The 25006-nt window shown below is 59.1% G+C and carries 20 protein-coding genes and 1 pseudogene; 11 read left to right on the forward strand and 10 right to left on the reverse strand.

Features of this window, described 5'->3' with window-relative positions:
- Positions 1 to 17: 17 nt before the first annotated feature.
- Positions 18 to 242 (reverse strand): YgdI/YgdR family lipoprotein, encoded by a 225-nt coding sequence (locus FJD34_RS01445; protein WP_032861135.1) that lies wholly within the window; start codon positions 240 to 242, stop codon positions 18 to 20.
- 188 nt (positions 243 to 430) lie between these two features.
- On the opposite strand from FJD34_RS01445, the gene FJD34_RS01450 reads away from it, so the two are divergent.
- The 3 genes from FJD34_RS01450 (at position 431) to FJD34_RS01460 (ending at position 5344) form a co-directional block, all read left to right on the forward strand.
- Entirely contained in the window at positions 431 to 2080 is a 1650-nt protein-coding gene (locus FJD34_RS01450) for a VRR-NUC domain-containing protein (RefSeq protein WP_090291159.1), read from the forward strand.
- The gene (locus tag FJD34_RS01455) at positions 2077 to 4329 is read left to right on the forward strand and encodes an ATP-dependent DNA helicase (protein ID WP_090291158.1); all 2253 of its coding nucleotides are present in this window, start codon (positions 2077 to 2079) and stop codon (positions 4327 to 4329) included. Before FJD34_RS01450 ends, FJD34_RS01455 begins: the two co-directional genes overlap by 4 nt.
- Before the next feature lie 79 nt (positions 4330 to 4408).
- Positions 4409 to 5344 (forward strand): alpha/beta fold hydrolase, encoded by a 936-nt coding sequence (locus FJD34_RS01460; RefSeq protein ID WP_090291157.1) that lies wholly within the window; start codon positions 4409 to 4411, stop codon positions 5342 to 5344.
- Here the strand turns inward: FJD34_RS01460 and FJD34_RS01465 are convergent.
- The 6 genes and pseudogenes from FJD34_RS01465 to FJD34_RS01495 all read right to left on the reverse strand — a co-directional run.
- Positions 5341 to 5430, reverse strand: a pseudogene (locus tag FJD34_RS01465) (nuclear transport factor 2 family protein); the annotation flags it as partial. The gene FJD34_RS01460 and the pseudogene FJD34_RS01465 sit on opposite strands and share 4 nt — an antisense overlap.
- Before the next feature lie 202 nt (positions 5431 to 5632).
- Positions 5633 to 6583, reverse strand: coding sequence for an alpha-E domain-containing protein (locus FJD34_RS01475; protein WP_029299950.1), 951 nt, complete (start codon positions 6581 to 6583; stop codon positions 5633 to 5635).
- A gap of 2 nt (positions 6584 to 6585) precedes the next feature.
- Positions 6586 to 7995, reverse strand: coding sequence for a circularly permuted type 2 ATP-grasp protein (locus FJD34_RS01480; protein WP_090291156.1), 1410 nt, complete (start codon positions 7993 to 7995; stop codon positions 6586 to 6588).
- Between the two features lie 359 nt (positions 7996 to 8354).
- The gene (locus tag FJD34_RS01485; RefSeq protein ID WP_090291155.1) at positions 8355 to 9581 is read right to left on the reverse strand and encodes an alpha/beta hydrolase; all 1227 of its coding nucleotides are present in this window, start codon (positions 9579 to 9581) and stop codon (positions 8355 to 8357) included.
- On the reverse strand, positions 9574 to 13464 hold the full coding sequence (locus tag FJD34_RS01490) for a CHAT domain-containing protein (RefSeq protein WP_090291154.1): 3891 nt from the start codon (positions 13462 to 13464) through the stop codon (positions 9574 to 9576). Before FJD34_RS01490 ends, FJD34_RS01485 begins: the two co-directional genes overlap by 8 nt.
- A gap of 72 nt (positions 13465 to 13536) precedes the next feature.
- On the reverse strand, positions 13537 to 13980 hold the full coding sequence (locus tag FJD34_RS01495) for an Lrp/AsnC family transcriptional regulator (protein WP_032860318.1): 444 nt from the start codon (positions 13978 to 13980) through the stop codon (positions 13537 to 13539).
- A 131-nt stretch (positions 13981 to 14111) separates the two neighbouring features.
- Between FJD34_RS01495 and FJD34_RS01500 the strand changes: the two genes are divergently transcribed.
- A complete protein-coding gene (locus FJD34_RS01500) occupies positions 14112 to 15029 on the forward strand; it encodes a DMT family transporter (protein WP_090291153.1) in 918 nt (305 codons plus the stop codon).
- A gap of 95 nt (positions 15030 to 15124) precedes the next feature.
- On the opposite strand, the gene FJD34_RS01505 is transcribed toward FJD34_RS01500, so the two are convergent.
- Both FJD34_RS01505 and FJD34_RS01510 read right to left on the reverse strand, forming a co-directional pair.
- Entirely contained in the window at positions 15125 to 17125 is a 2001-nt protein-coding gene (locus FJD34_RS01505) for a peptidase U32 family protein (RefSeq protein ID WP_090291152.1), read from the reverse strand.
- Positions 17126 to 17218: 93 nt separating this feature from the next.
- A complete protein-coding gene (locus tag FJD34_RS01510; protein ID WP_090291151.1) occupies positions 17219 to 17599 on the reverse strand; it encodes a RidA family protein in 381 nt (126 codons plus the stop codon).
- Between the two features lie 158 nt (positions 17600 to 17757).
- On the opposite strand from FJD34_RS01510, the gene FJD34_RS01515 reads away from it, so the two are divergent.
- On the forward strand, positions 17758 to 18228 hold the full coding sequence (locus FJD34_RS01515) for a VOC family protein (RefSeq protein ID WP_090291150.1): 471 nt from the start codon (positions 17758 to 17760) through the stop codon (positions 18226 to 18228).
- Between the two features lie 48 nt (positions 18229 to 18276).
- The gene (locus FJD34_RS01520) at positions 18277 to 18741 is read left to right on the forward strand and encodes an Atu1372/SO_1960 family protein (protein WP_162276348.1); all 465 of its coding nucleotides are present in this window, start codon (positions 18277 to 18279) and stop codon (positions 18739 to 18741) included.
- A gap of 10 nt (positions 18742 to 18751) precedes the next feature.
- On the opposite strand, the gene FJD34_RS01525 is transcribed toward FJD34_RS01520, so the two are convergent.
- Entirely contained in the window at positions 18752 to 19468 is a 717-nt protein-coding gene (locus FJD34_RS01525; protein WP_308425943.1) for a TetR/AcrR family transcriptional regulator, read from the reverse strand.
- Positions 19469 to 19559: 91 nt separating this feature from the next.
- Between FJD34_RS01525 and FJD34_RS01530 the strand changes: the two genes are divergently transcribed.
- The 5 genes from FJD34_RS01530 (at position 19560) to FJD34_RS28760 (ending at position 25000) form a co-directional block, all read left to right on the forward strand.
- A complete protein-coding gene (locus FJD34_RS01530; RefSeq protein ID WP_090291148.1) occupies positions 19560 to 20177 on the forward strand; it encodes a dTMP kinase in 618 nt (205 codons plus the stop codon).
- Between the two features lie 644 nt (positions 20178 to 20821).
- Positions 20822 to 21382: a type 1 fimbrial major subunit FimA gene (gene fimA / locus FJD34_RS01535; RefSeq protein WP_090291147.1), complete on the forward strand. Its 561-nt coding sequence runs from the start codon at positions 20822 to 20824 to the stop codon at positions 21380 to 21382.
- Between the two features lie 144 nt (positions 21383 to 21526).
- Positions 21527 to 22228, forward strand: coding sequence for a fimbria/pilus periplasmic chaperone (locus FJD34_RS01540; protein WP_090293146.1), 702 nt, complete (start codon positions 21527 to 21529; stop codon positions 22226 to 22228).
- Between the two features lie 125 nt (positions 22229 to 22353).
- Positions 22354 to 24813, forward strand: coding sequence for a fimbrial biogenesis usher protein (locus FJD34_RS01545; RefSeq protein WP_197677885.1), 2460 nt, complete (start codon positions 22354 to 22356; stop codon positions 24811 to 24813).
- Complete coding sequence (locus FJD34_RS28760) at positions 24791 to 25000, forward strand: FimD/PapC C-terminal domain-containing protein (protein WP_197677884.1); 210 nt, start codon at positions 24791 to 24793, stop codon at positions 24998 to 25000. Before FJD34_RS01545 ends, FJD34_RS28760 begins: the two co-directional genes overlap by 23 nt.
- Positions 25001 to 25006 lie beyond the last annotated feature (6 nt).

Here is a 25006-nt window from a genome sequence, read left to right on the forward strand (position 1 = left end):
CTCCTACAGGGAATCTCTTATTTTTCTTCGCGTACGGTGGCTACATCAGCGGCCTTGACGCGTACACGCTTGCCCGCGATATCGGTAAATTCGTAGAAACCATCCGGTGTCTTGGCATTCGGCGTGTCCTTGGTCAGGTACTGGGTACCGTTTTGCAAGGTCACGACGGTTTGCGTCGAGCAGCCGGCCAATACCAGAAAAGTCATTGCAACCAGCGCCAGGCCACAGTTTTTCATGTTCATAACCCTTACCTTCATCCTTCGAAAACCCCGTGCTCAACGGCAGCGGGTAACAAATGTTACGCGGATACACCCCCATCTGATCGTTTTTATACAAAAAGTTGCGTGCGCCACTGATCTATTACCGATTGCAACACTCGCCATGCAACGGCACTCTGTATGCATAACCAGTGGTTGCCCAAGTGCCTGTCATGTCCAATCCCCTCGAAGAGCCGTTCTACTACCTGCATAACTTTCAGCAAGTGCTCGACTGGCTGGAGCAGCGCTATGCCGATCTGCTGGACGCCGAAGAGCAGCGCTTCATGACGCAGTTTGCCCAGTTGCCGCAGCCTTCCCAGGCGTTGCTGGTGCGGATGGTGATGCGCAAGGGCGTGCACTTTCGCGCCAGCAAGCTCAACTATGGGGAAATCGGCGCGGCCGAGGCGGCGGTGCAGCCGCTGTTGGCGCAAGGCTGGGTCAGTGAGCAGGGGCTGTTATCGATTGACGAGCTGTGGGGCCAGTTACAGAAAGCAGAGATCCTGCAGGCGTTCAAGCCCTGGATCGAGCAACCCAAAGGCAAGAAAACCGACTGGTTGGCGCCGTTATCCAGCCAATTCACAGAGCAACGCACCTTCGACCAATGGTGCCCGGCGCTGGACGACCGGCTTTACAGCCTCACGGTGATGGACCTGTGTGACCGCCTGCGCCTGATGTTCTTCGGCAATCTGTACCAGGACTGGTCGGAGTTTGTACTGGCGGACCTGGGGATCTACACCTACGAGAAGGTCGAGTTCTGCGCCGAGTCCCGTGGGTTGCGCCATCGTGACGATGTGTCTGGCCTGCTGTTCCTGCACCAGTGCCAGCAAGCCTTCGAGGCAGGCGCACCACTGGAAGAGGTACTGGCCCAGATTGCCACACTGAACACCGATAACCCTTGGCTGGAAAAACGCCGGGCCAAGCTGTTGTTCCAGGTCGGCCAGCATTGCGAACGCCTCGCCGAACTGGCCCTGGCGCAAACGATCTACCGCGATTGTGCCTATCCCGGCGCTCGCGCACGGCTGATCCGGGTGCTGGAGCGCCAGGAGGATTTTGCCCAGGCGCTGGCCCTGGCACTGCAGGCGCACGCCGCCCCCCACAGCGCGGCCGAGCAGCAGCACCTGTTACGTGTGCTGCCGCGGTTGCGGCGTAAACTGGGCGAGCCGGCGCAGCCCAGGCCCAAACCCCAGGTGATCCAGCGCCTGGACCTGGAACTGCCATTCCCGGAACCGGTGGCTGGCGTGGAGTTTTGCGTGCAGGCGCACTTGGGGGATGAGGAGGGGCCGGTGCACTACGTCGAGAACACCCTGATCAACTCGCTGTTCGGCCTATTGTGCTGGCCGGCGATCTTTGCGCCGTTGCCCGGCTCGTTCTTTCACCCGTTCCAGCGCGGGCCGGTGGATTTACACAGTGAGGACTTCCACCAGCGGCGTGCCGAGCTGTTTGCCGCCTGCCTGGACCAACTGCACGACCAGCGCTACAAAACCACGATCCGCCAGCGCTACGCCGAAAAGTGGGGGATCCAGTCGCCCTTTGTATTCTGGAATGTGTTGAGCGAAGAACTGCTCGACCAGGCCCTCGATTGCCTGCCCGCCGACCACCTGCGGCACTGGTTCGAGCGCCTGTTGCTGGATATCCGCGCCAATCGCGCCGGGATGCCGGACCTGATCCAGTTCTGGCCGGCGCAGAAAACCTACCGCATGATCGAAGTCAAAGGCCCGGGCGACCGCCTGCAAGACAACCAACTGCGCTGGCTGGAGTTCTGTGGCGAGCACCAGATGCCAGTCACTGTGTGTTATGTGCGTTGGGCGGAGCAGGGCGCTTGAGCTACACGGTCGCCGTACGGGCCTTGTGCGAGTTCACCGCCAAGGTCGGGGACCTCGATCTGCGGTTCACGCCGTCGCCCAGTGCCCAGGAAGGCATGCTCGGCCATCGCACCGTGGCGTCACGCCGTAGCGCGCACTATCAGAGCGAAGTCGCGCTGGAAGGGCTCTACCAGCAACTGACCGTGCGTGGTCGTGCCGACGGCTTTGACCCGGATCGCCATGTGCTGGAAGAGGTCAAGACCTACCGTGGCGACCTGGATGCTCAGCCGGCCAACCACCGGCAACTGCACTGGGCCCAGGCCAAGGTGTACGGCTGGCTGATGTGCAGCAAGCTGGGGTTGCCCGAGATAGAACTGGCGCTGGTGTACTTCGATATCGTCAGTGAGCGTGAAACAGTGATCAGCCAGGTTTACCCGGTGGATGAGCTGGAACAATTCTTCAATCAGCAATGCGTGTTGTTTCTCGACTGGGCCGAGCAGCAGGCCCGCCAGCGCCAGGCCCGCGATGCTGCGGCCAAGGCGTTGGCCTTTCCCCACGCAGGCTTTCGCCTCGGCCAGCGCACCCTCGCCGAGTCGGTGTACAAGGCGGTCAGTACCGGGCGATGCCTGATGGCGCAGGCGCCCACGGGGATCGGCAAGACCATTGGCACGGTATTCCCGATGCTCAAGGCCCTGGCGCCGCAGCAGTTGGACAAGCTGTTCTTCCTGACGGCCAAGACCCCCGGCCGCAAACTGGCCCTGGACGCGGTGCAGGTACTGCACGCAAGCGCCGACCTGCCATTGCGTGTGCTGGAACTGGTGGCTCGGGACAAGGCCTGCGAACACCTGGACAAAGCCTGCCACGGCGACTCCTGCCCGCTGGCCAAAGGCTTTTACGATCGTTTGCCAGCCGCGCGCGAAGCGGCGTCCAAGGTCCGCCTGCTGGACCAGCGCAACCTGCGGGAAGTGGCATTGGCCCACGATGTCTGCCCTTATTACCTGAGCCAGGAAATGGCGCGCTGGTGCGACATGGTGGTTGCCGACTACAACTATTACTTCGATTTTGGCGCGCTGCTGTTTGGCCTGGCCCAGCTCAATCAATGGCGGGTCGCGGTGCTGGTGGACGAAGCCCATAACCTGGTGGAACGGGGCCGCGCAATGTACAGCGCCGATCTTGATCAGTTCGCCCTGAAGACCCTGCGCGATACGGCCCCCGAACCGTTGAAAAAGCCCTTGCAGCGGCTCAACCGTGAATGGAATGCGCTGCACAAGGAGCAGGTCGCGGTGTATCAGGCCTATACCCACAAACCGGACAAGCTGCTGCACGCCCTGGCCCTGTGTACCAGCGCCATGGGTGAGTATTTCAACGACCACCCGCACGCGCTCAATGGCGAACTGCAAAGTTTCTACTTCGACGCATTGCAGTTCGCCAAGGTGGCGGAGCTGTTCAACGAACAGTTTATTTTTGATATCAGCCAGCGCGACCCGCTGGCCAAGCGCCGCTTCTCGCGCTTGAGCCTGCGCAATGTGGTGCCGGCCGAATTCATCCGCCCGCGCTTGACGGCGGCCCGCAGCAGCGTGCTGTTTTCTGCGACCCTGAGCCCCCGGCATTACTATGCCGACCTGCTGGGGCTACCGGCAGATACGGCGTGGGTTGACGTGGAATCACCCTTCGAGGCCGCGCAGTTGCAGGTGCGCATCATCGACCGCATCTCCACGCGCTTCGTGCATCGCCAGGCATCCCTGGAGCCTATTGTCGCGTTGATCGCTCAGCAGTTTGAGCGTACCCCCGGCAACTACCTGGCATTTTTCAGCAGCTTCGATTACCAGCAGCAAGTCGCGCAATTGCTGGCCCAACTTCACCCCTCGATCCCCACCTGGCATCAATCACGGGGGATGGCCGAGGCCGAGCGCCAGGCCTTCCTCGACCAGTTCACCCAACACAGCCAGGGCGTCGGGTTTGCGGTGCTGGGCGGGGCGTTCGGCGAGGGTATCGACCTACCCGGTACACGCTTGATTGGCGCCTTTATCGCTACCCTGGGCCTGGCGCAACTCAATCCGGTCAACGAGCAGATGAAGCAGCGCATGGGTGCGATGTTCGGTGCCGGTTATGACTACACCTACCTGTATCCCGGGATCCAGAAGGTGGTGCAGGCGGCCGGACGCGTGATTCGTACCCAGCAGGACCAGGGTGTGGTGATGCTGATCGATGACCGCTTTGCCGAGCCCAAGGTGCGGCCGCTGCTGCCGCGCTGGTGGGCGGTGACCTGAGGTATTTGCCCCATCAATGATGCTGGTACGAGCCGCGCCGGTGGGGCAGTCTGCAACAATCCCCTCATGGAGCTGCGTGATGAGTGCTATCGAACAACAGACGATCCAGGTCAACGGCATTCAATTGAGCCTGCACATCGCAGGCCCCGAAAGCGGCCCACCCGTGTGGTTGCTCCATGGCTTTCCCGAGTGCTGGCACTCCTGGCGCCAGCAGATACCCGTGCTGGCCGCTGCCGGGTATCGCGTGTTTGTGCCTGAAATGCGTGGCTATGGGCGCAGCAGCGCGCCTGCCGAGATTGCCGACTATGACCTGTTGACCCTGTGTGCGGACATCCAGGGGGCCATGGACCTGTTCGGTCATCAGCGGGTGGCGATGGTCGGCCATGACTGGGGCGCGGTGGTTGCCTGGCACCTGGCCTTGCTGGAACCTGCGCGTATCAGCGCCTTGGTCACCTTGTCGGTGCCGTTCGCCGGTCGCTCCCGCAGGCCGGTGATCGAGATCATGCGTGAGCTGTATGCCGAGCGGTTCAACTACATCATGTACTTCCAGCAGCCCGGCGTGGCGGAGCAGGAGTTGGAAGCGGATATCGAGCGCACCTTGCGCCTGTTCATGCAGGATCAGGATGTATTCCTCCAGCAAAAGCCGCCCACGGCCAGTTTGCTGGGTGGCGTCGCGCTGCCGGGTGCCTTGCCGGCCTGGTGCAGCCAGCACGACCTGGAGATCTATGTGCAAACCTTCGCCAATGGCTTTCGCGGGCCGTTGAACTGGTACCGCAACTTCGAGCGCAACTGGCAGCGCACTGAGTTCCTGGCGGGCCGGCAGGTGCTGCAACCGACGCTGTTCCTGATCGGCGACCGCGATCCAGTGGGGGTGTTTGAGGCTCACACCCTCAAGCGCATGCCCGAGGTGGTGCCGCAGTTGGAACAGCATGTCCTGGCCAACTGCGGGCACTGGATCCAGGTGGAGCAGGGCGCGCAGGTCAACACGCTGCTGCTGGCATTCCTGCAGCGTTAGCCTTTGGCCTTGGCCAGGAACGGTGCCAGGCGCCGGCCCATTTCCTCACCAAGGGCCTGGAGCCCGCTCATGGGGCGGACCATCAACGCGGGAAGCCTGAAGAAACGCGGCGACCTTGCGTTCTTCGCGAGCAAGCTCGCTCCTACAAAAATGCGCTGAATACACATCCCCTCTGTAGGAGCTGGCTTGCCAGCGAAGGCGTTCAACGATAACGCGGGAAGCCTGAAGAAACGCGGCGACCTTGCGTTTTTCGCGAGCAAGCTCGCTCCTACAGGGAAAGTGCGGTATTTACACCACTTCCAGGTACGAGCTGTGGATCGCCCGCGCCAGTTCGCGCACGGTATCGATAAACTCGGTCAGCCGGCTGTGCAGGCCTTCCTCCAGGATTTCGTCGATGCCGGTATAACGCAGCCGCGCCTCGAACTCGGCAGCCAGACGCTGGGCGGTACGGCCGTAGCTGCCCGGCAGGTCGGCGAGGATATGACTCAACTCCTCGATACACGCATGCAACGAGCGCGGCACGTCGCTGCGTAGCAGCAGCAACTCCGACACCGAACGTGCGTTCAGCGCATTGGGGTACAGCTCGGTGTAGGCCTCGAATGACGACAAGGCACGGAGCAGGGCGCTCCACTGGTAGTAGCCGCGGGCCGAGAGGTCGCTGACTTCTTCGGACTCTTCGCCAAACATTTCGTAACGCGCATCCAACAGGCGCAGGGTGTTGTCGGCACGTTCGACAAAGGTACCCAGGCGGATGAAGCGATAGGCATCGTTGCGCATGATGGTGCCGGACGTGGCCCCACGGAACAGGTGTGAACGCTGCTTGACCCAATCACAGAAGTGGCTGATGCCATGACGCGCCAGGCCGCCAGCGGCGATGCTGCGCATTTCCAGCCAGGTAGCGTTGAGGTTTTCCCACATGTCGGCGGTGATCCGCCCACGCACGGCATGGGCATTACCCCGGGCAGCGCGCAGGCAGTTGTAGATACTGGCCGGGTTTTCCTCGTCGAGGGCGAAGAAGTGCAGCATGCGCTCGGCGTCCAGTTGTTGATGGCGCTCCAGGTAGCTGTCCAGGGTGCCACTGCTGAGCAGCGACATCGCCAGTTCGTCCAGGCCATCACTGCGCCCCGCCTGGGGCATCAGTGACAGCGAATAGCTGACTTCCAGCATGCGCGCCAGGTTTTCCGCGCGCTCCAGGTAACGTGACATCCAATACAGATCTGCGGCGGTTCTACTCAGCATACTCAGCCCTCCACCACCCAGGTGTCCTTGGTTCCGCCGCCTTGCGACGAGTTGACGATCAATGAGCCTTCGCGCAGCGCCACACGGGTCAGCCCTCCCGGCACCAGGCGGGTTTCCTTGCCCGACAGCACAAAGGGCCGCAGGTCGATATGCCGTGGCGCGATGCCGTTCTCGACAAAAGTCGGGCAGGTGGACAGGCTTAGCGTCGGCTGGGCGATATAGGCATGGGGCCGGGCCTTGATGCGTTGACGGAAGTCCTCGATCTCAGCCGCCGAGGCGGCCGGCCCCACCAGCATGCCGTAGCCGCCGGAGCCCTGGGTTTCCTTGACCACCAGCTCAGGCAAGTGCGCCAGTACGTGGGACAGTTCCTCGGGTTTGCGGCACTGGAACGTCGGCACGTTTTGCAACACCGGTTCTTCATCCAGGTAGAAGCGGATCATCTGCGGCACATAGGGGTAGATGGATTTGTCGTCGGCCACGCCAGTACCGATGGCATTGGCCAGCACCACGTTGCCGGCGCAGTAGGCGGCCACCAGGCCAGGAACGCCGAGCATGGATTCGGGGTTGAAGGCCAGCGGGTCGAGGAAGGCGTCGTCGATACGCCGGTAGATCACATCCACGGCTTTCGGGCCGTCAGTGGTACGCATGAACACCTTGAGGTCGTGCTCGAACAGGTCGGCACCTTCCACTAGCTCCACCCCCATTTCCCGGGCCAGGAACGCGTGCTCGAAGAACGCGCTGTTAAAGCGCCCTGGGGTCAGCACCACCACATTGGGGTTGTCCAGGCGGCTGGCGCTTTTCAGGGTCTTGAGCAGCAGGTTGGGGTAGTGATCCACCGGCGCGATGCGCTGCTTGGCAAACACTTCCGGGAACAGGCGCATCATCATCTTGCGGTCTTCGAGCATGTAGCTGACGCCGCTGGGCGTGCGCAGATTGTCTTCGAGCACGTAGTAGGTACCATCGCCGTCGCGCACCAGGTCGACACCGGAGATGTGGGAATAGATATCGCGGTGCAGGTTCAGCCCGATCATGGCCTTCTGATAGCCTTCATTGCCGAGAACCTGATCGGCCGGAATGATCCCGGCCTTGATAATGCGCTGGTCGTGGTAGATGTCGGCGAGGAACATGTTCAGCGCAGTGACGCGCTGGATACAGCCGCGCTCGATGACGCTCCACTCACTGGCGGGGATACTGCGCGGGATGATATCGAAGGGGATCAGGCGCTCGGTGTCTTGCTCGTCACCGTACAGGGTGAAGGTGATCCCGGCACGGTGGAACAGCAGGTCGGCCTCACGGCGGCGCTGGGCCAGCAGTTCCGGTGGCGTATTGGCCAGCCAGCGGGAAAAATCCTGGTAGTGCGCACGGCAGACGCCATTTGCGTCATTCATTTCATCAAAGAAAGATCGAGCCATTCCAATTACCTTGTCAGTGCCGGGTGAAAGGTTGCAGGCACTGCCGCTTTAGAAAACGCATTGTTATGAGCCCGTGACTTTTGGCGCCAACGGACTGGGTCCTTACTTTCTTTTGGAGTCGGCTCTGAGTCGGGGGGTAACATTTGCTCCTGTGTTCACCTGGGCAGGCAGGGTGTTTGAGGAGTAAAGCAATGGCTGTGCCGAAACCGTGTTTGTAGGGATTACACGGTGTATCAGCCCGTTACTGGAGCAGCCTGCGCACGTTCAGTGCGTGATACGCGTGGTACTTGCTCCAGAACGGTGCAGGCGGTGGGATGGTGCCGGATCCAGGTGGATAACCGCGGAGGGTGATTGCGGTTTCAGGGCCTGAACCTCCAGAACGTCTGCCCGTTGAATTGCGCGGGGATGAAGCGTTGCCGTTCAGCAGGCGCGGCGTCATTGCGGATCAGGCTATGGATATCACTGAGCAAGGCATCGGCCTGGGCGAAATAACCATGGCCGAGCATGTCCACATCAAAATCCGGGACGGCCACGGTGTCGATATTTGCCGTGATTGTGTACGGACTGTAGTAGCCGGCGCGCGGTGAGTCGTGGAACTTGGCTGACATATGCACGGCCTTGTCGGCATCCGAGGCATACAAGGTGACCCGTTCGGCATGGGCGCTGTACAGGGCGGACAAATCAAGGAACAGGTCGCGATCAACATCGGGGGCGGCCAGGAAGATCTGCCCGAACTGCACGGCCGCACTGGTCTGTGCATTGCCGGCAATTCGCTGCAACGCTCGTAGCAGGCCGCGATTGCCCATGCTGTGGGCGATGATATGAACCTTGTCGGCGCCGCACTCGCGGGAAAACTTCACCAGGAACTCGGTGATCGCTGCCTCGCTGGCTTCGATGCTGGCTTCGTCGATGGTATAGGCCAGGGCTGAACCCCGGGAGGGCCAGCTGAAAAAGGCCGTCGCACCGCTGACATTGAGGTCAACCCCCAATTGCGCGGCGCGGATCGCGGCTTGCTCGAAGCTGGTGTTATAGCCATGTAAAAACACCAGGGCATGGGGCGTCTCGCCGCTTTCCCGTGCAGCCTCCATTTCATCGCGCAGTTCGCTAAAGAACGTGTCTTGATCCCGAGGGTCTGCGCATTGCAGGCGCAAACGGTCGTCGCGCAAATCAAAGCGGCGCATACGCTGCCAGAGGCTGGAGCCGGTCTCGCCGAAGCGGTGGGCCTCTGGGACATGCACCAGTGCTCTGCCGTAAGTCACCGTTGGGTGACGCTGGCCACTGAAACCATCGCCCAGTGGCTGACGATTGGTGCCGAACCAGACGGGGTAGACCAGGTCTGCGGCGCTGCGCTGCTGTTGCAAATCTTTGAGGGAAAGTGGCCTGTTGGCCTGGATGGGGTGTTCCAACTCACTGAGCAAGGCGCGCACCTGACGCTCGATATCGGCGCAATCGGTAGTTTCCTGCAACAGGCGTTGTTCGATTTGACGAAAAAGGTCTAACGCACGTGGGCGGTTGCAGGACTGCACAGCGGTTTCGAGTTCTGTGAGCAGATCGACCAGGGGCAGCGCACGGGAGGTCTCAGGCATCAGGGGCGGGCTCGGAAGGGTTGAGTTGGCTCAACATCACTGAATGATACTTCTCAATGAGGGCGTCTAATTTGGCTTGAAGCTTATCCAGGTTGACCTGGCGTGTAGCCAGCCACTGGCTCAGCGCTGAAAAACCAGGGGTATTCAGCAGTTCAGCGACAGTGGGTAGCGGGGTGTCCCTGTCAGCGGCCTTGGCACTCCGGAAATCATAGAGATAATTGCGTATGGCATCGACAAAGTCCTGCCCTGGCCCTGTTTCAACGCAGTAAATGAGGCTGGCAGTGCGATGAAGCGCCTGCGCCTCTAGGTCCGCCGGGGTGCCCCGCTGAGAAAGATAAGTCGCCAGGTTGCCATGGGAGCGCGCACGGATGTGTGGGCTGGGACCTTGTTCGTGTAGAACCAGCGCTCGTTTTTCCAAGGCGATTGACTGGTCACTTTCGCCTTGCTTTTCAGCCAGGCCGGCGAGGGCTGTCAGCGTCCTGGCTCGCATGGCAGGCACATTCTGGAAGATCTGATTGCAGCGCTCCAGTTCAGCCCGTGCCTCATTCAGATGGTCAGGCATCTGTATCAGAATGTTGGCTCTGTCAAACCGGGTTTCCGCGATGTCTTCCAGTGACCGGGACAGTGATTGTTCGATAGCCAGCACCTTATCAACCTTGATCAGGGCTGAAGGCCAATCCCTTTTGTCAGCGTCGATACGAAGGGAGATATGTAGTGCACCGATGATCCCCCGCGCAAGCATCTCGGGGTTGGGTGCCTCAGGCACCGGCAGCCCTGCACAATGGCGCTCCCACCACGTCGTCAGACGCTCAACCCGTTCTGTCACCTGGGGTTCCGCTCGCTCGATGTCACCCATGCCGGCGTCCAGGCGCAACATCTGCAATTCGTTGGCTATCAGGTGGATGGGGGGACGGCCGCTGCGTTTTTCGGCTTCATTACCTTCGACATAGCACTGTCGGGCTGCGATGGAGTTACCCTGCAAGGAGTACACGATTGCCCAGTTGAAACACACAACCGCGAGCCTGCCCCAGGCCTCCTGAGTATCGGTGTCGAGCCTTTCAGTGGCTGCTCGGGCAAGGGTTGCCACCTGATGATAGGTCTGCGAGCTGGCATCCAGGCGCCCGGCCTTTCTCAGGGCATCGGCCAGGCAGCTCAGGAAAAACCAGCGCTGGTGATCTTCTGGTACTGATTCAGCAGCCGATTGCAGATGTGGAATCAACGCCTCAACCATTTTGGGGTCAAGGGCACTGGTCACTAGGCTGCTGACGAAATACTCCATCTGCTCCCATGCCTGGGCTTGTACGCAGTAGATAAATGCCTGGCTGCCAGCTTTAAGCGCCGAGCTCATATTTTTATGGCGCATGCCCAAGAAATAACTTTTGAGCAGGTGCGCGTAAGCAAGCCGGATCGCGTTTGCGTCCAGCCCGCCGCGATCTTCGACAGACTGCTCCATCCACGCTTGAATACGCTCGCGAACCAGTTCATGGCAGCTCAGATGAGGATTCTGGTAGATCAGGCCTACGCTGACCAGAGTGCGCAGCAGCGGGTCTATGTCCCCCGGGGTTGATCCTGTAGGCAGCTTCAACTCAGTACTGACGGCCCTCAACAAATCCAGGGTGACGACTTCGTTCGCCAGGGAGGCGACCCATAGCAACTGACGCCGATCAGGGCTCAGGTGCTGAATAAACTGGTCCAGCGATACGGTCAGCGCGTTATCAAGGTAACTGCGCTCCTGCTGGTTGTCGCAGGTCGTGGCGAAGAGGTCCGGCAGGCTCGCAAAATTGCCAGTGCTCTCTAGGGTATCCAAGGCTGCCAGCAACTGGTCATGGAGTGTCGGATCTGCAGCCAGGCGCGTCAGGCGATCCATCAACAGCGGGTGGAACCGGCTGGCATTCAGCAATCGCATGGCCAATGAGCTGACGGTCTCATCGCTGCTATTTGCCATTTGGCTCAGCACTGGGTGGGCGCGCAGGTACAGTGCTGCCTCGCGAGGCGGCAATGGCCCCAGCAACACCGAGGACGCCGCGCTGCCTGCCAATGCCCGCAGCGGCAGGCGCGAGGTGACCAATACCCGTGAGCGTGAGCCCTCAAGTCCGGTGCAAAGCGCCGCGAGGCAGTCATCCCAGCTTGGGTCTTGGCAGGACCAGAAGGGCTGTCCGGCGACAGGCTCGGACGCAGGCTTGAGATTGGTCTCGAAGTTATCCAGAACCAGTAGGATAGGCTCGTGCTGCAGGGCCCTGATCAAATTGCGGATCAGCCGTTGAACCCGTTCGCTCCCGGTGAATGTGGGAGTTGCCTCGCGATAGATCTTGTCTGCAGGATTTCTTGCCACATGGTCGTTGTAGATGCCCAGCTCTGCGTCCAGCTTGCAGTGGATGTCCAGCAGCGTGGCCTCAAACAACAGCGCCGAGGGCTTGGCCTGGTAGAGCAGGACCCATTTGAAACGATCGGCCCACAACTCAAGTGCTTCGGCCACCAGAGCGCTTTTGCCCATGCCGCCCAAGCCGGTGATAATCGCCACGGGGGTGATTTCGGGCCCGTGGCGCGCCCCGATGAAGTCGGCGCCCAGGTCAGCCAGTTCCCATGTCCTACCTACAAAGTGTTCATGGCTGATACTGCTCAACTCGGCAATCTGGTGCAGACGGTTACTTTGAGCACGGGTACCGGGACTCAGGCCTGCGATCAGAGTAAGGCCAGGTTGTTCGACGCCATACAGCACGGCTGTGGCGTGATCGCCCATGGCAAAACCGAACGTGTTGGTGCGGTTGGCCAGTTCTTTTCGCGCCTGGTTGAGCGCCGCTGCCGCGTCTTTTGGACGCACATCTGCAAGCAGACCGCGATAGAACCTGACTGCCAGTTCACGGGCGTAGTCGTCGTTCACCGCAAATCGCATGGCCACTACCGAAGGTATGCCGCCATTGAGCAGCGCATATGCGATGCCCGCGGCGCCTGGTGAACGACCAGTGCTGGTGTTGATTGGCCGATCATTGCCTTGGGCGATGCTAAAAAAGTCACGCCAGCCACGTGGCTGCAGGCTGTCCCCGGACTGACACGCGCCTAGAAACACGAGCTTGGGCAGGAATCCACCGGCATCGTTGAACAGCCGCACCAGCTCATCGCCACTGATGCTGTCCTTCGCGCCGCCAGGGCTGGCAAGTTCCAACTGGTTCTGCGTGCCGTGCCCACTCCAATGAACAATGTGGTAGCCACTGTGTTCTTGGATTTGGTCGATCAACCGCTGGCGGGTGACACCATGGGTCAGGAAGTGCGCGACGACGCGGCGATTGGGATAAATATCGTGTTCGAACATCCGCAGTAATTCGCGTCTTTCCATCCGCGCGCCCAACGGGTGCGAACCACGGGACTCGGCGAAAATAAACAGCACGCGCAGGGCTTCGTCGGTTTCCAATACGACCGGCAAAAAGGGGACATGTGCAGTAGTTTTGTGGGTGACACGCACCAGCAAGTTACGCTCACCCAATGACAGCGATTGAGTATCAGGCCGGGCAACTTCCCAAGCGACGCGGGCCATGGCGGCAGCCAGGCTGTCCTGTTCTTCGGCCACAGGCGGTAAGTGCACGCACAGTGTCCGTTGATGATGCCCTTGCTGGAGCTTTTCGAGAATCTGCGAACCCAGCAAATGCTGGGAAATCGCCACGCCAATGTCAGCAATTGCTAAGGATTGCTCGCTTGCCGGAACGTACTGATCAAGGTAGTCACGCAGGTCGAACATGCTTCGCTTGAGGCTTGCTCCCAACTGGCGCAGATCCGCCTGGTGGTACGCCACTTGGCCCCCGTGCTCGTTCTGGAGATGGAAGTCAATGACGTCTTTTGTAGGCGTCGCGGTGATGAACAAATTGAATTGACTGGACAAATCGATCATCCGTGAAGAGCCTTAAGCGTAATTGCAACATGATGGCACAGCTGACGCAGGCATCGTAGTGCAAATCCCCCATCATCCATCTGACAACGGCGGCAGCCGGCGCTTGACCGGGGTTTTCTTGACGATGGCGGTGTTGGTTTCGGCATAGGCGTTGAGACGGTCAAGCAAGGTATCCAACTGATCCATGGTGCGCACGTGCAGGCGTGCGATAAAGCAGTCGTCGCCGGTCACCTTGTCGCATTCGGTAAATTGCGCGATTGCCTGGATCTGCCGCTCCACCTCCTGCAATTGGCCGGGCAGGGGGCGGATACGCACGATGGCTTGCAGCAGGTAGCCAAAATGTTTCGGGTCGATATCCACGGTGTAGCCCTTGAGGACGCCGCGCTCTTCCAGGCGTCGCAGGCGCTCGCCAACGCTGGGCGAGGACAGGCCGGTAATGCCTGCCAGGGTCTTTAGCGAGCAGCGTGAATCGTCCATCAAGGCTGCAATCAGTTGTTGGTCGATCAGGTCAATCATCGCGGTCTCCAAAAGAAAATTGGCCAACTTGCCTAATAAGAATAGGTGATCACGCGCTTTTGCCTTTTTGAAGGGCTGGAGGCGGATTAACGCAGATTGCCATAATCAAGCCTCATCCGAGGAGCTTGTTCATGGACAAACTGATGCGTCGCGGTTCGTGGGAAATGGTCGGCGCGATGCTGATCTCCGGCACGATCGGCTGGTTTGTATTGGTCTCTGGCGTGCCGGTGATCGAGGTGGTGTTCTGGCGCTGTGTGATGGGTGCCTTGACCCTGCTGCTGGTGTGCTGGCTGCTGGGCTATCTGCGCGTTGAACTGTTGAGTTACTCGACACTCGGCTGGGCCATGCTCAGCGGTGTGGCCATCGTCGGGAACTGGCTGTTGTTGTTTGCTTCCTATGACAAGGCCTCCATCGCCATCAGTACGGCGGTCTATAACGTTCAACCGTTTATGCTGGTGATGCTCGCCGCAGTGTTTCTCGGCGAAAAAATCACCCTGCAAAAGCTGACGTGGCTCAGCCTGGCGTTTGTAGGAATGCTGGCCATTGTCACCGCGCATGGCGAACAACCCGGCAGTGGTGGGGATTACCTGGTGGGTGTGGCGCTGGCATTGGGGGCGGCGTTTTTGTATGCCATCGCGGCGCTGATCATCAAGCGCTTGAAGGCCGTGCCACCGCACCTGATGGCCCTGATTCAAGTGAGTACCGGCGCGGTGCTGCTGGCGCCGCTGGTCTCGTGGCAGAGTCTATCGGCCCCCGTTGAGGCTTGGGCCGCGCTGTTGACGTTGGGTGTGGTGCATACCGGCTTGATGTACGTGTTGCTTTACGGCGCGATCCAAAAGCTGCCGACGGCGATGACCGGGGCGCTGTCGTTCATCTATCCCATTGCCGCGATTCTGGTTGACTGGATTGCCTACGGGCATCGCCTGGGCTGGGTGCAGTGGCTGGGCGTGGCGGCGATTCTGCTGGCGGCGGCGGGGTTGCAGCGTGGCTGGTGGTGGCGCATGAAGCACAGCAGAGTCCAACGGTTTTGGAACAAACGCTTGCGTTAATGCCACAACGCTTTTGGCTGAACAAGCAATCCTGTACAGCAGGTCAAACAAACCCTGCTGCGCGGGATCGCCCTATCGCCCATCAAGAAAGATAACTAGTGGGCGCCGCGAGGAATGGTCTTGAGTAGATCGGCAGGGCTGATATGCCCCACGACCTGCTGCACGCCACTGCCCGGTAACGGCAAGTCAAGGATATGCCCCTTGATCTTACCCACCACATGCATTTCACAAGGCTTGCAGTCGAACTTCAACGTCAGCACTTCATCACCGTGGATCAGTTGCATTGGCGCGACCTTGGTCCGCACGCCGGTCACGCCCTTGGCCTGCTTGGGGCACAAGTTGAAGGAGAAGCGCAGGCAGTGCTTGGTGATCATCACCGGCACTTCACCGATTTCTTCATGGGCCTCGTAGGCCGCGTCGATCAACTTCACTCCATGACGATGATAGAAGTCGCGTGCCTTCTGGTTATAGACGTTGGCCAGGAACGACAGGTGCGAGTCCGGATACACCGGCGGCGGTGTGGTTTCGGCTTTGCGCCCGCCGCGAGGATGGGCCTCGACACGGGCCACCGTCAGCGCCTCGATCACGTCGCGGCGCAAGGCCTTGAGTTGCGAGTTTGGAATGAAGTACGCCTGCGGTGCGTCCAGCTCAATCGCCGTGGCGTGATACTGGGTGGTGCCCAGTTGGCCAAGCAGATCACGCAGGGTGTCCAGCGCCTGCTCCGGCTTGTTGGCCACGCCGAACGGGCCGGGCAGGGTGGTGCTGGCACTCACGCCTTCTTCGCTGGTGGCGGTCAGTTGCAGTTGATCTTCACGCAGACTGGCCTGCCAGGACACGCCAATCCGGCGCTCGGCCGACGTCTTGAGCAATGCTTGCTGCCAGTTATGGTCCAGGTTGCGGTTGAGCGGGTGGTTCGGACGCAGTTGGTGCAGGCCCGCCGGCATTTCATTGGGCTCGACGCGGTAGCGGTAGCGTTTCTCACCGTCTTCCTCGAATTCACCCTTGGGCTCGGCGATATTAGCCCGGAAACCCACGACTTCACGCTTGATCAGCACGTTGAGACCATCACCGTTGGACAGCGGCTCATGGGTGATCACCTGCAAGTCGCGCTTGCCGGCCTTTTCCACCACGCCTACCGGCAGGCCGGTAAAGGTCGGGGTGTCGAAGGCGCCGATATCGATCTTGCGATCACTGACAAAGTAGTCGGTGCTGCCACGGTGGAAGGTCTTTTCCGGATCCGGCAGGAAAAAATGCGCGGTACGGCCGCTGGAAGCGCGAGCGAGGTCCGGGCGGTCTTCGAGTATCTCGTCCAGGCGCTGGCGGTAATAGGCAGTGATGTTTTTCACATAACCCATGTCCTTGTAGCGGCCCTCGATCTTGAACGAGCGCACGCCAGCATCTACCAGGGCGCGCAGGTTGGCGCTCTGGTTGTTGTCTTTCATCGACAGCAGGTGCTTTTCAAAGGCCACGACCCGGCCCTGGTCATCCTTGAGGGTGTAGGGCAGGCGGCAGGCCTGTGAGCAGTCGCCACGGTTGGCGCTACGGCCGTTCTGTGCATGGGAAATATTGCACTGGCCGGAAAACGCCACGCATAACGCGCCATGGATGAAGAACTCGATGGCGGCATCGGTCTCATCGGCAATCGCACGGATTTCCTGCAGGTTCAGCTCGCGGGCCAGTACCAGTTGGGAGAACCCGGCCTGATCGAGAAACCTGGCCCGGGCCAGGGTGCGGATGTCAGTCTGGGTACTGGCATGCAGCTCGATGGGCGGGATATCCAGCTCCATCACCCCCAGGTCCTGGACGATCAGCGCATCGACGCCGGCATCGTATAGCTGGTGGATTAGCTTGCGCGCCGGCTCCAGTTCGTCATCGTGCAGGATGGTGTTGATGGTGGTGAACACCCTGGCGTGGTAACGACGGGCGAACTCCACCAATTGGGCGATCTCGCTCACGTCGTTGCAGGCGTTGTGGCGCGCACCGAAGCTTGGGCCGCCGATATACACGGCGTCGGCGCCGTGCAGGATAGCCTCGCGCGCGATGGCGACATCGCGGGCAGGGCTGAGCAATTCCAGATGGTGCTTGGGCAAGGACATAGTTTTTTAGTCAGGCTTGTCACGGTTGAGGTGCGCATTGTAGCCGTGATTCGCCTGACCGGCACCCGCTGGATGCCCGATAACGCGCTGGGCTCAGCCTTTGGCTGCCATCGCTGTGACTTCAACTCGCATGCCTTCGACCGCCAACGACGCCACGCCTACGGCCGCGCGTACTGGCCAGGGTTTAGCGAAGAACCGTTTGTAGACCTCGTTGAACGCGGCGCGATCGGCCATGTCGGTGAGGTAGATCGTCAGGTGCATGACCCGGTCCATGGAGCTGCCTGCACGTTCAAGCGCGACCTTGAGGGCTTGCAGCGTGCATTCGCTTTGCACGGTGATATCGCCCAGTTCCAGGTTGCCGTCGGCCCGCACCGGGATTTGCGTGGAAACCAGAATGCCATTGAAGCCGATGACGTCTGAAGAAATCGAGTCTGGATCGAGGTCGGGAGTGAAGCTGAGGTCGTGGTTGGCCATGGGGAACCCTGGGTGGATTGAAGGGTGTGATAGTAAACGCTGCGGGCAAGTTATCGGTCGATAAATTATTGCTTGAAATAAATTATCGGATGATAAAATATGCAGCTGCGCCGTCCCGTAACGGCAATCCCATCGCTTGAAAAATGCCAGGAGAAATCATGGGTGTACTCGCGCTCGACCATTTCACCATTCGCACCGAACAATGGGCCAAGACCGCCGAGTTTTTTGAGCGCGTCGTTGGCCTGGCACCCGGCCCGCGCCCGGATTTTCGCTTCCCCGGTTGCTGGATGTATGCCGGTGGGCGTCCGCTCTTGCACATCGCCAGTGTCGTGGGCGCCGACAAGGACCTACAGGCTTACCTCGGCGAGAAGAAGGGGGGCTACGGTTCAGGTGCGCTCGATCATGTGTCGTTGCGTTGCGAAGGGCTGGAGTCTGTCCAGATCCGCCTGCAATCGCTGGGCATTGCCTTTCGCGAGCGGGTTATCCCGCAGATTGGCGAGCACCAGTTGTTTCTCGAAGACCCCAACGGCATCACCATCGAGATGATTTTTGACTATGTGCCGGGGGCCCGGATTGTCGGCCAGGCCATGGCGAATCTAGCCATTGGGCCGGCGGCGCAAGGTCGCTGATGGTGGGGAATACCGCCAGGTTGAACCTATAAAAAACAGGAACACATCATGATGACCCCTGAATTGCGGCTCCAGGCCGCCGGTATCACCTTGCCCGTTCCTGCTCCGGCCCTGGGAAACTACGTGCCCTGGAGCATTGTTGGCAACACCTTGATGACCTCCGGGCAATTCCCTTGGGTCGATGGTTGCCTGCTTTACCGCGGGCGCCTGGGCCGTGACCTGAACCTGGAGCAAGGGTATGCGGCATGCCGCCTGGCGGCGCTGAATGCGATTGCCCAGCTCAAGGATGCGGTGGGCGAATTGAGCCGTATCCGCCAGGTTTATCGGCTTGAAGGTGTACTCAATGTGGCTGAGGACTTTCACCAGCACCCCAAGGCCCTGGATGGCGCATCCGATGTGCTGGTCGAAGTCTTCGCTGAGCAAGCCCGGCATTCGCGCATGATCTGGACCAACCCGGTCATACCCATGGATGGCTTTTGTCTGGTCTATCTGTTTGCGGAAATAGACGTTTAGTGGCGTGTACTCACTGTGGGTCGCAATGCAGGGCACCATCAAGGAAGGCATTGACCCGCAGGGTAATCAGCTCGGTGAGGTTCTGCGCAACGGGCATCTGATACACCCACTTGCGCACCCCCAGGTAAAAGAAGCTGCTGTGAAAGCCCCACAGCACTTCGATCTCAAGGCTCAGCGCCGGCCCATCCAGCGCGGTGGTCTGTTGCCTCTGATGGCGCAACTCTTCAATGATTGTCAGGAACACCGTCTCATGCAATTGCTTGAGATAGCGCTGGTTCAACTCCGGGTCCTGCAGGCCGGCATACAGAAAGATCCGGACCCATTCATTACTCAGTATCGTGCGGGTGTAGCCGATAAAGTAATCAATCAGCCGCTCCCTTAAAGGACGCGTACGGTCCTTGAGCTGCTGCTCCAGTTCCGGGTCCCAGCGATTCATGAACACCTGCTGGTAGACCTGCTCGATCAATAATTGCTTGCTGGGAAAGTAGCGGTAGAGCAGGGGTTGGGTCACTTGTAACCCTTTGGCCAGCTCCCGGGTGGTCAGCGCAAAGCCTTTCTGAGCGAAGAGGGTAATTGCCCGCTCGACAATTTGCTGCTGACGATCGGCAGCCGTGAGATTTTTTCGGCTGGGCGTGGTCGCCTTGTTGCTAACGCTGATTTTTGCCATTGTCGACCTATGCAGTGCCACATCTAGAAAGCGTGACAGAATCATACGCGTTGCTGCCATCACCGTGGGCCCGTATCGCGGCCGTCATTCCCACCCTTGCGGCGCGAACATGGCCAACTCAAAAAACCGTTTATCAATCGTCATGTGAATAATGAATCGTCCACTGTTTGTTTCTCTAGATGGGCCCAAGGGAACCGGTAAAACCACACTGTTGGAGGCCGTGACGAAACTACTGAGGGCAGACAACAACACGGTGATCCGGCTTTGCGAGAAAAAAAGCGATCCCTATAGGGGGGAAACAATGACCCTTGTTAACGAACTCGTCAGAAATCCCACCCGGGATCTGGAGTTGAGGGTGTGTGAGCGCCTTGCTGATAGCCGCGCCTGGATTTCCCAGCACGTACTGACTAAACAGCCACCAGGCAGCATCATCCTGATCGATCGCTGGTACCCGTCTGATGCCGCGTTTCGCCGGACCATCCCGTTTACAGAGATTCTACAGTTGAACCTTGAGCGAAACGTGCGAGTGCCAGACCTGCATGTCGGGGTGGTCACCGCCCCTGATATTTCATGGGCGAGGGCAGCAGCACGACGGCGTGGGCTGAGCAGTACTGTGATCCATAAGCTGGAGGAGCACGTTGCTTGTACCAACGGGTTCGAGCGAGCCATGGCAGATCACGGCTGGGTTTTATGCCGTAATGAAGGAACGATCGAAGACGCAACGATGCAGGTGATTTCTGAGATCTATAAAGTCCTTCGTGCCCGATAGCCATCCTAGCTGGACCGAAGAGGTGATTTGTCACCACAGCAGCGCATAGGACCTTACTAGGATAATATCCTATTTAACAAGTGGGCTATGTCAGATGTTCATAAGCCGCTCGCGAGCCTAAGTCCTATTCCCTGCGTAATTGCGAAAAAATTCAGACCCCCGTTTTTTTCGCCCTCCCTGCTGCAGAACGGGTAAATCCCATGTGCGAAACTCTGCTCAATGCTGCGGTGCGGGACAATCCAGACGTGACACCTCGCCTTGCGAGGCTGAACCAATAAGTGAAGTTGCACTTTCGGACACAGGTGCCGTGGAAGACGCATGGCGGCGAACCTGCTCAATGTGGGCCACACGGTAACGGTGTGGAATCGCGCTTAGCGCAGGGCAGGGCAGGGCGCTAGTTCCCGCTGCGGCCACGTCGGGGTATCTCCCAAGTGTCCCATCTGTAGCCAACAGAAAATCTTGAACCCGTCAACATACCGTTCGTCACGCAGAGATATTTCGCCACCATATCCTGAAATTTCGAACTTCGTTTACTCGATGCGTCCGTTAGCCTTGCTGTGCTTGCCCGCCATGCGCCGCAAGTTCGGATTTGTTTTCATCGGCGAGTCTTTACGGACTAACTTCCATTGAGGAACTGAAAAATTATGCGTATTAACCCTACTGCACACGCACTCTTGGCGGCATCGTTACTGATGTCCGGTGTCAGTGCCATGGCTGCACCCACTCAAGTGAACGGTGGTACCGTGCACTTTAAAGGTGAAATTGTAAACGCGGCCTGCGCGGTCAGCGCCGACTCCTCTAACCAGACGGTACTGCTTGGGCAATATCGTTCCGCGAAATTTAAGGCAGCCGGTGATAAAACTGGCTTGGTTCCTTTCACTATCAAGTTGCAGGACTGTGACACGACAGTTTCCACCAAGGCTTCTGTCGCTTTTAGCGGCGTCGCCGACGCCGTTGATCCCACCGTTCTTGCTATCAGCAATATAGGCGGCGGGGCGTCCGGTGCAGCCAGCGGCGTGGGCATTGAAATCGCTGATAGTCAGGGCGTGGTGATTGTGCCCAACAGTGGCGCCTTCTCCACCGCTAAGACACTTAAAGATGGCGATAACATTTTGCCTCTGACGGCGCGTTACAAATCTACTGCCAAGGACGTAACACCTGGTGCAGCGGACGCAGATGCCACTTTCACCATGCAGTATGAGTAATAGCTACTGAGTTTTATAAAGGAGTGTACTAACGCCATGGATGGCGACCTTGTTTTTATTTCAACAACTTGCGCATGTGTAACGCCAACAGTTACAGGTGCTGGTTAATTGTATTTGGCTTTGTCTGAAGAGGTTTCCGTGCTGATGAATCGCCCTCGATTAGTTCGTAACGCAGTGGCCGGTCTAGGTGTGATATTCGGGGTTTTTTATACGCTGACGGCACAGGCTGGTGGCATTGCACTGGGCGCAACGCGCGTGATCTATCAGGCTGACGCGAAACAAATATCGCTGGCAGTCACTAACAGCGATAAGAGCAACCGCTTTTTGATCCAGTCATGGATAGACGATGCAGCGGAGAAAAAGACAGCGGCCTTTGTCGTCACGCCACCGCTGTTTGTGAGTAAACCCAAAAGCGAGAACACGCTGCGCATCATGTATATAGGCACGCCACTGCCCCAAGACCGCGAAAGTGTTTTCTGGCTCAATAGCAAGGCCATTCCTGCGGTTGAACGTGACGCCGTGCAAGGCAAGAATGTGCTGCAGATCGCAATCTTGTCGCGGATCAAGTTATTTGTGCGACCTGCCAACTTGCCCTCGACACCCGTTGAGGCGCTTGAGCAACTGAAGGTATCGCGCCAGGGCAATGTACTCAAGATTGATAATCCATCACCTTATTATGTTTCGTTGGTTAGCCTGACTGTCGGCGCGCACAAGTTACCCAACACCATGGTTTCACCGATGAGTAGTAGCAGCGTCCCGCTTCCTGATGGCGCAACGGGCGCTGCCACTTATCAGACCGTCAATGATTACGGCGCTATTACGCCTGTTAAAACGGTGCCTTTGTAATAGGTCTGCGATCGTCAGCACTTCCTTATATTGAAATCGTTTGAGAACAACACGTTTGCACCTCTGCCTTGATAATTTAACTCATGCACATGGTGTGCGGTGCCTGCGGGCACGGGTATGAATATATGTTTACGATCAACTTCAATGCCTCTATCCGCAAAGGCGGTCTACCTTGTACGGTCGGCCTGTGCCTGAGTTGGGCTATTAATACCACCACGCAAGCAGAAGAGTTCTTCAACCCAGCGTTTTTGTCCGGCGATCCGGCAGCGGTGGCTGATCTCTCGCGTTTCGAGAAAGGCGAAGGCCAAGCGCCGGGCAGCTATCGCGTGGAAACGTATTTGAATGATGAATATGTGTCCACTCAGAACCTGATGTTCGAAGTGCGTCAACCCGCACCCAATCAAGTCACACCAGCACCTGGCGCGCCCATCGATGAAACCGGCCTGAAAGCCTGCATCACCCGCACACAACTGGAGCGACTGGGGGTCAACACCAGCAACTCGCCCTTGCTGCAAAACGCTACGAAGGATCAATGCGTGGATCTTGCTGGCGCCATCCCTCAGGCCAGCGCGCGATTCGATTTTGACAACCAGCGGTTGTACCTCAGCATTCCCCAGGCGGCGCTGAAAAATAATGCGCGGGGCTATGTGCCTCCCGAAGAGTGGGACGATGGCATTACCGCCTTACTGTTGAACTACGATTTTACCGGCAGCAACACCCGTAACCGCGAGGTGGGTGGCAGCGTTGACTATGGGTTCCTGGGGCTGAACAGCGGCCTTAACCTCGGGCCGTGGCGTTTGCGCAACACGTCCAACTGGAATTACAGCAACGGCTATGGGAGCAGCACGCGCGAATGGCAAAACATCAGCACCTACGCGCAGCGCAGCATCGCGCCCTTGAAGTCGGAACTGACCGTGGGCGACAGCTACACGCCCAGTGATATCTTCAGCAGCCTGGGCTTTCGCGGCGCTCAACTGGCCTCAGACGACAACATGCTGGCCGACAGCATGCGCGGCTTTGCCCCTACGGTCAGAGGGATTGCCAACAGTAATGCCAAGGTCACCATCAAACAAAACGGCTATGTGATTTATCAGACCTATGTGGCTCCCGGCGCGTTCGAAATCGGCGACCTGTACCCAACGTCCAGCAGCGGCGACCTGAAGGTCACAGTGACCGAAGCCAACGGCACAGAAAACACCTTTACAGTCGCCTACTCGGGGGTGCCTGTGCTGCAGCGCGAGGGGCGGGTGAAATATGCGCTGACCGCAGGCCAATACCGAAGTAACACCAACGATCAGGGCAAACCGAGCTTCGGCCAAGGCACCGTCATCTGGGGTGGTCCCCATGGCGTGACGCTCTACGGAGGCACGCAGTTCTCCAATAATTACTCCGCAGTGGCCTTGGGTTCCGGGGTTAACCTGGGGACCTGGGGGGCGGTGTCGGCCGATGTGACCCATGCCAACAGCGTGCTCGCCGATGACAGCCGGCACCAGGGCCAGTCCTTGCGTTTTCTGTACGCCAAGTCGCTGAACCAGTTGGGCACCAACTTTCAACTGTTGGGCTACCGATTTTCCACCCAAGGCTTCTATACCCTGGACGAAACCAGCTATCGCCAGATGAGCGGGTATACGGTCGATACCCAGGATGGCCCGATGCAGGTCAAGCCGACTTACCAGGACTACTACAACTTGAACTACAGCCGCAAAGGCCGTGCCCAGGTGAATATTACCCAGCAGTTGGGCACGAACGGCTCGGTGTTCTTGTCCGGTAGCCGGCAGTCCTACTGGCGTAGCGACAGGACCGATGATTTGTGGCAGCTGGGGTACAGCGCGCGCTGGCGCGACGTCAGTTACAGCCTGACGTACAGCTATAACAAAAGCGCCAGCAGCACGGAGCCGGCGGATAACCAGTTGTCGTTGAACCTGTCATTCCCGTTGGGTGATTGGCTGTCAAAAGGCGGCAAAGGTAGGGACATCACCAACTCCAACAACGCGCTATATGGCACCTATTCGGCCAATTCCGATACGCGTGGCGAAACCACCCAGCGCGCAGGGGTCAGTGGTACCGCGCTGGCCACCAATAACTTGAACTACAGCGTGCAACAAGGCTATGGCGACCAGGGTGGCGCCAGCGGCAACGCAAACCTGCGTTATGTAGGCGCCTATGGCAACGGTACAGCCGGTTACAGCTATGACCGCAACTATCAGCAATTGAACCTCGGCGTGAGCGGCGGTGTGGTTGCCCATGCCAACGGCGTAACGTTCAGTCAACCCCTGGGCGACACCAACGTGCTGATCAAGGCACCAGGGGCCAGTGGCGTGCGGGTCGAGAATGCAACCGGCGTGAGCACCGATTGGCGCGGCTACACGGTGATGCCGTATGCAACCACTTACCGCACCAATCGCGTGGCGCTGGACACCACGTCGCTCAAAGACGATACCGACCTGGAAGAACCCGTGGTGAATCTGGTGCCGACCCACGGGGGCGCTGGTGCGCGCGGAGTTCAACACGCGTATCGGCGTCAGGGCACTGGTCACGCTGCTGCAACCCGACGGCAACCCCGTGCCGTTTGGCTCCAGCGTTGAACGGGCAGACGGCAAAGGCGGCAGCATTGTGGGGGACGACGGGCAGGTGTATCTGGCGGGTTTACCGCCGACAGGCGATCTGGCGGTGAGGTGGGGGGCAGGGACACGCCAGGCTTGCCGTGCCCGATATCAATTGCCAACTAACAGCGGAAAAACAGTCAGTTACGTCAACGCGGAGTGTCAGTGATGGAGC

The organism is Pseudomonas brenneri, assembly GCF_007858285.1.
Taxonomy (GTDB): Bacteria; Pseudomonadota; Gammaproteobacteria; order Pseudomonadales; family Pseudomonadaceae; genus Aquipseudomonas; species Aquipseudomonas brenneri.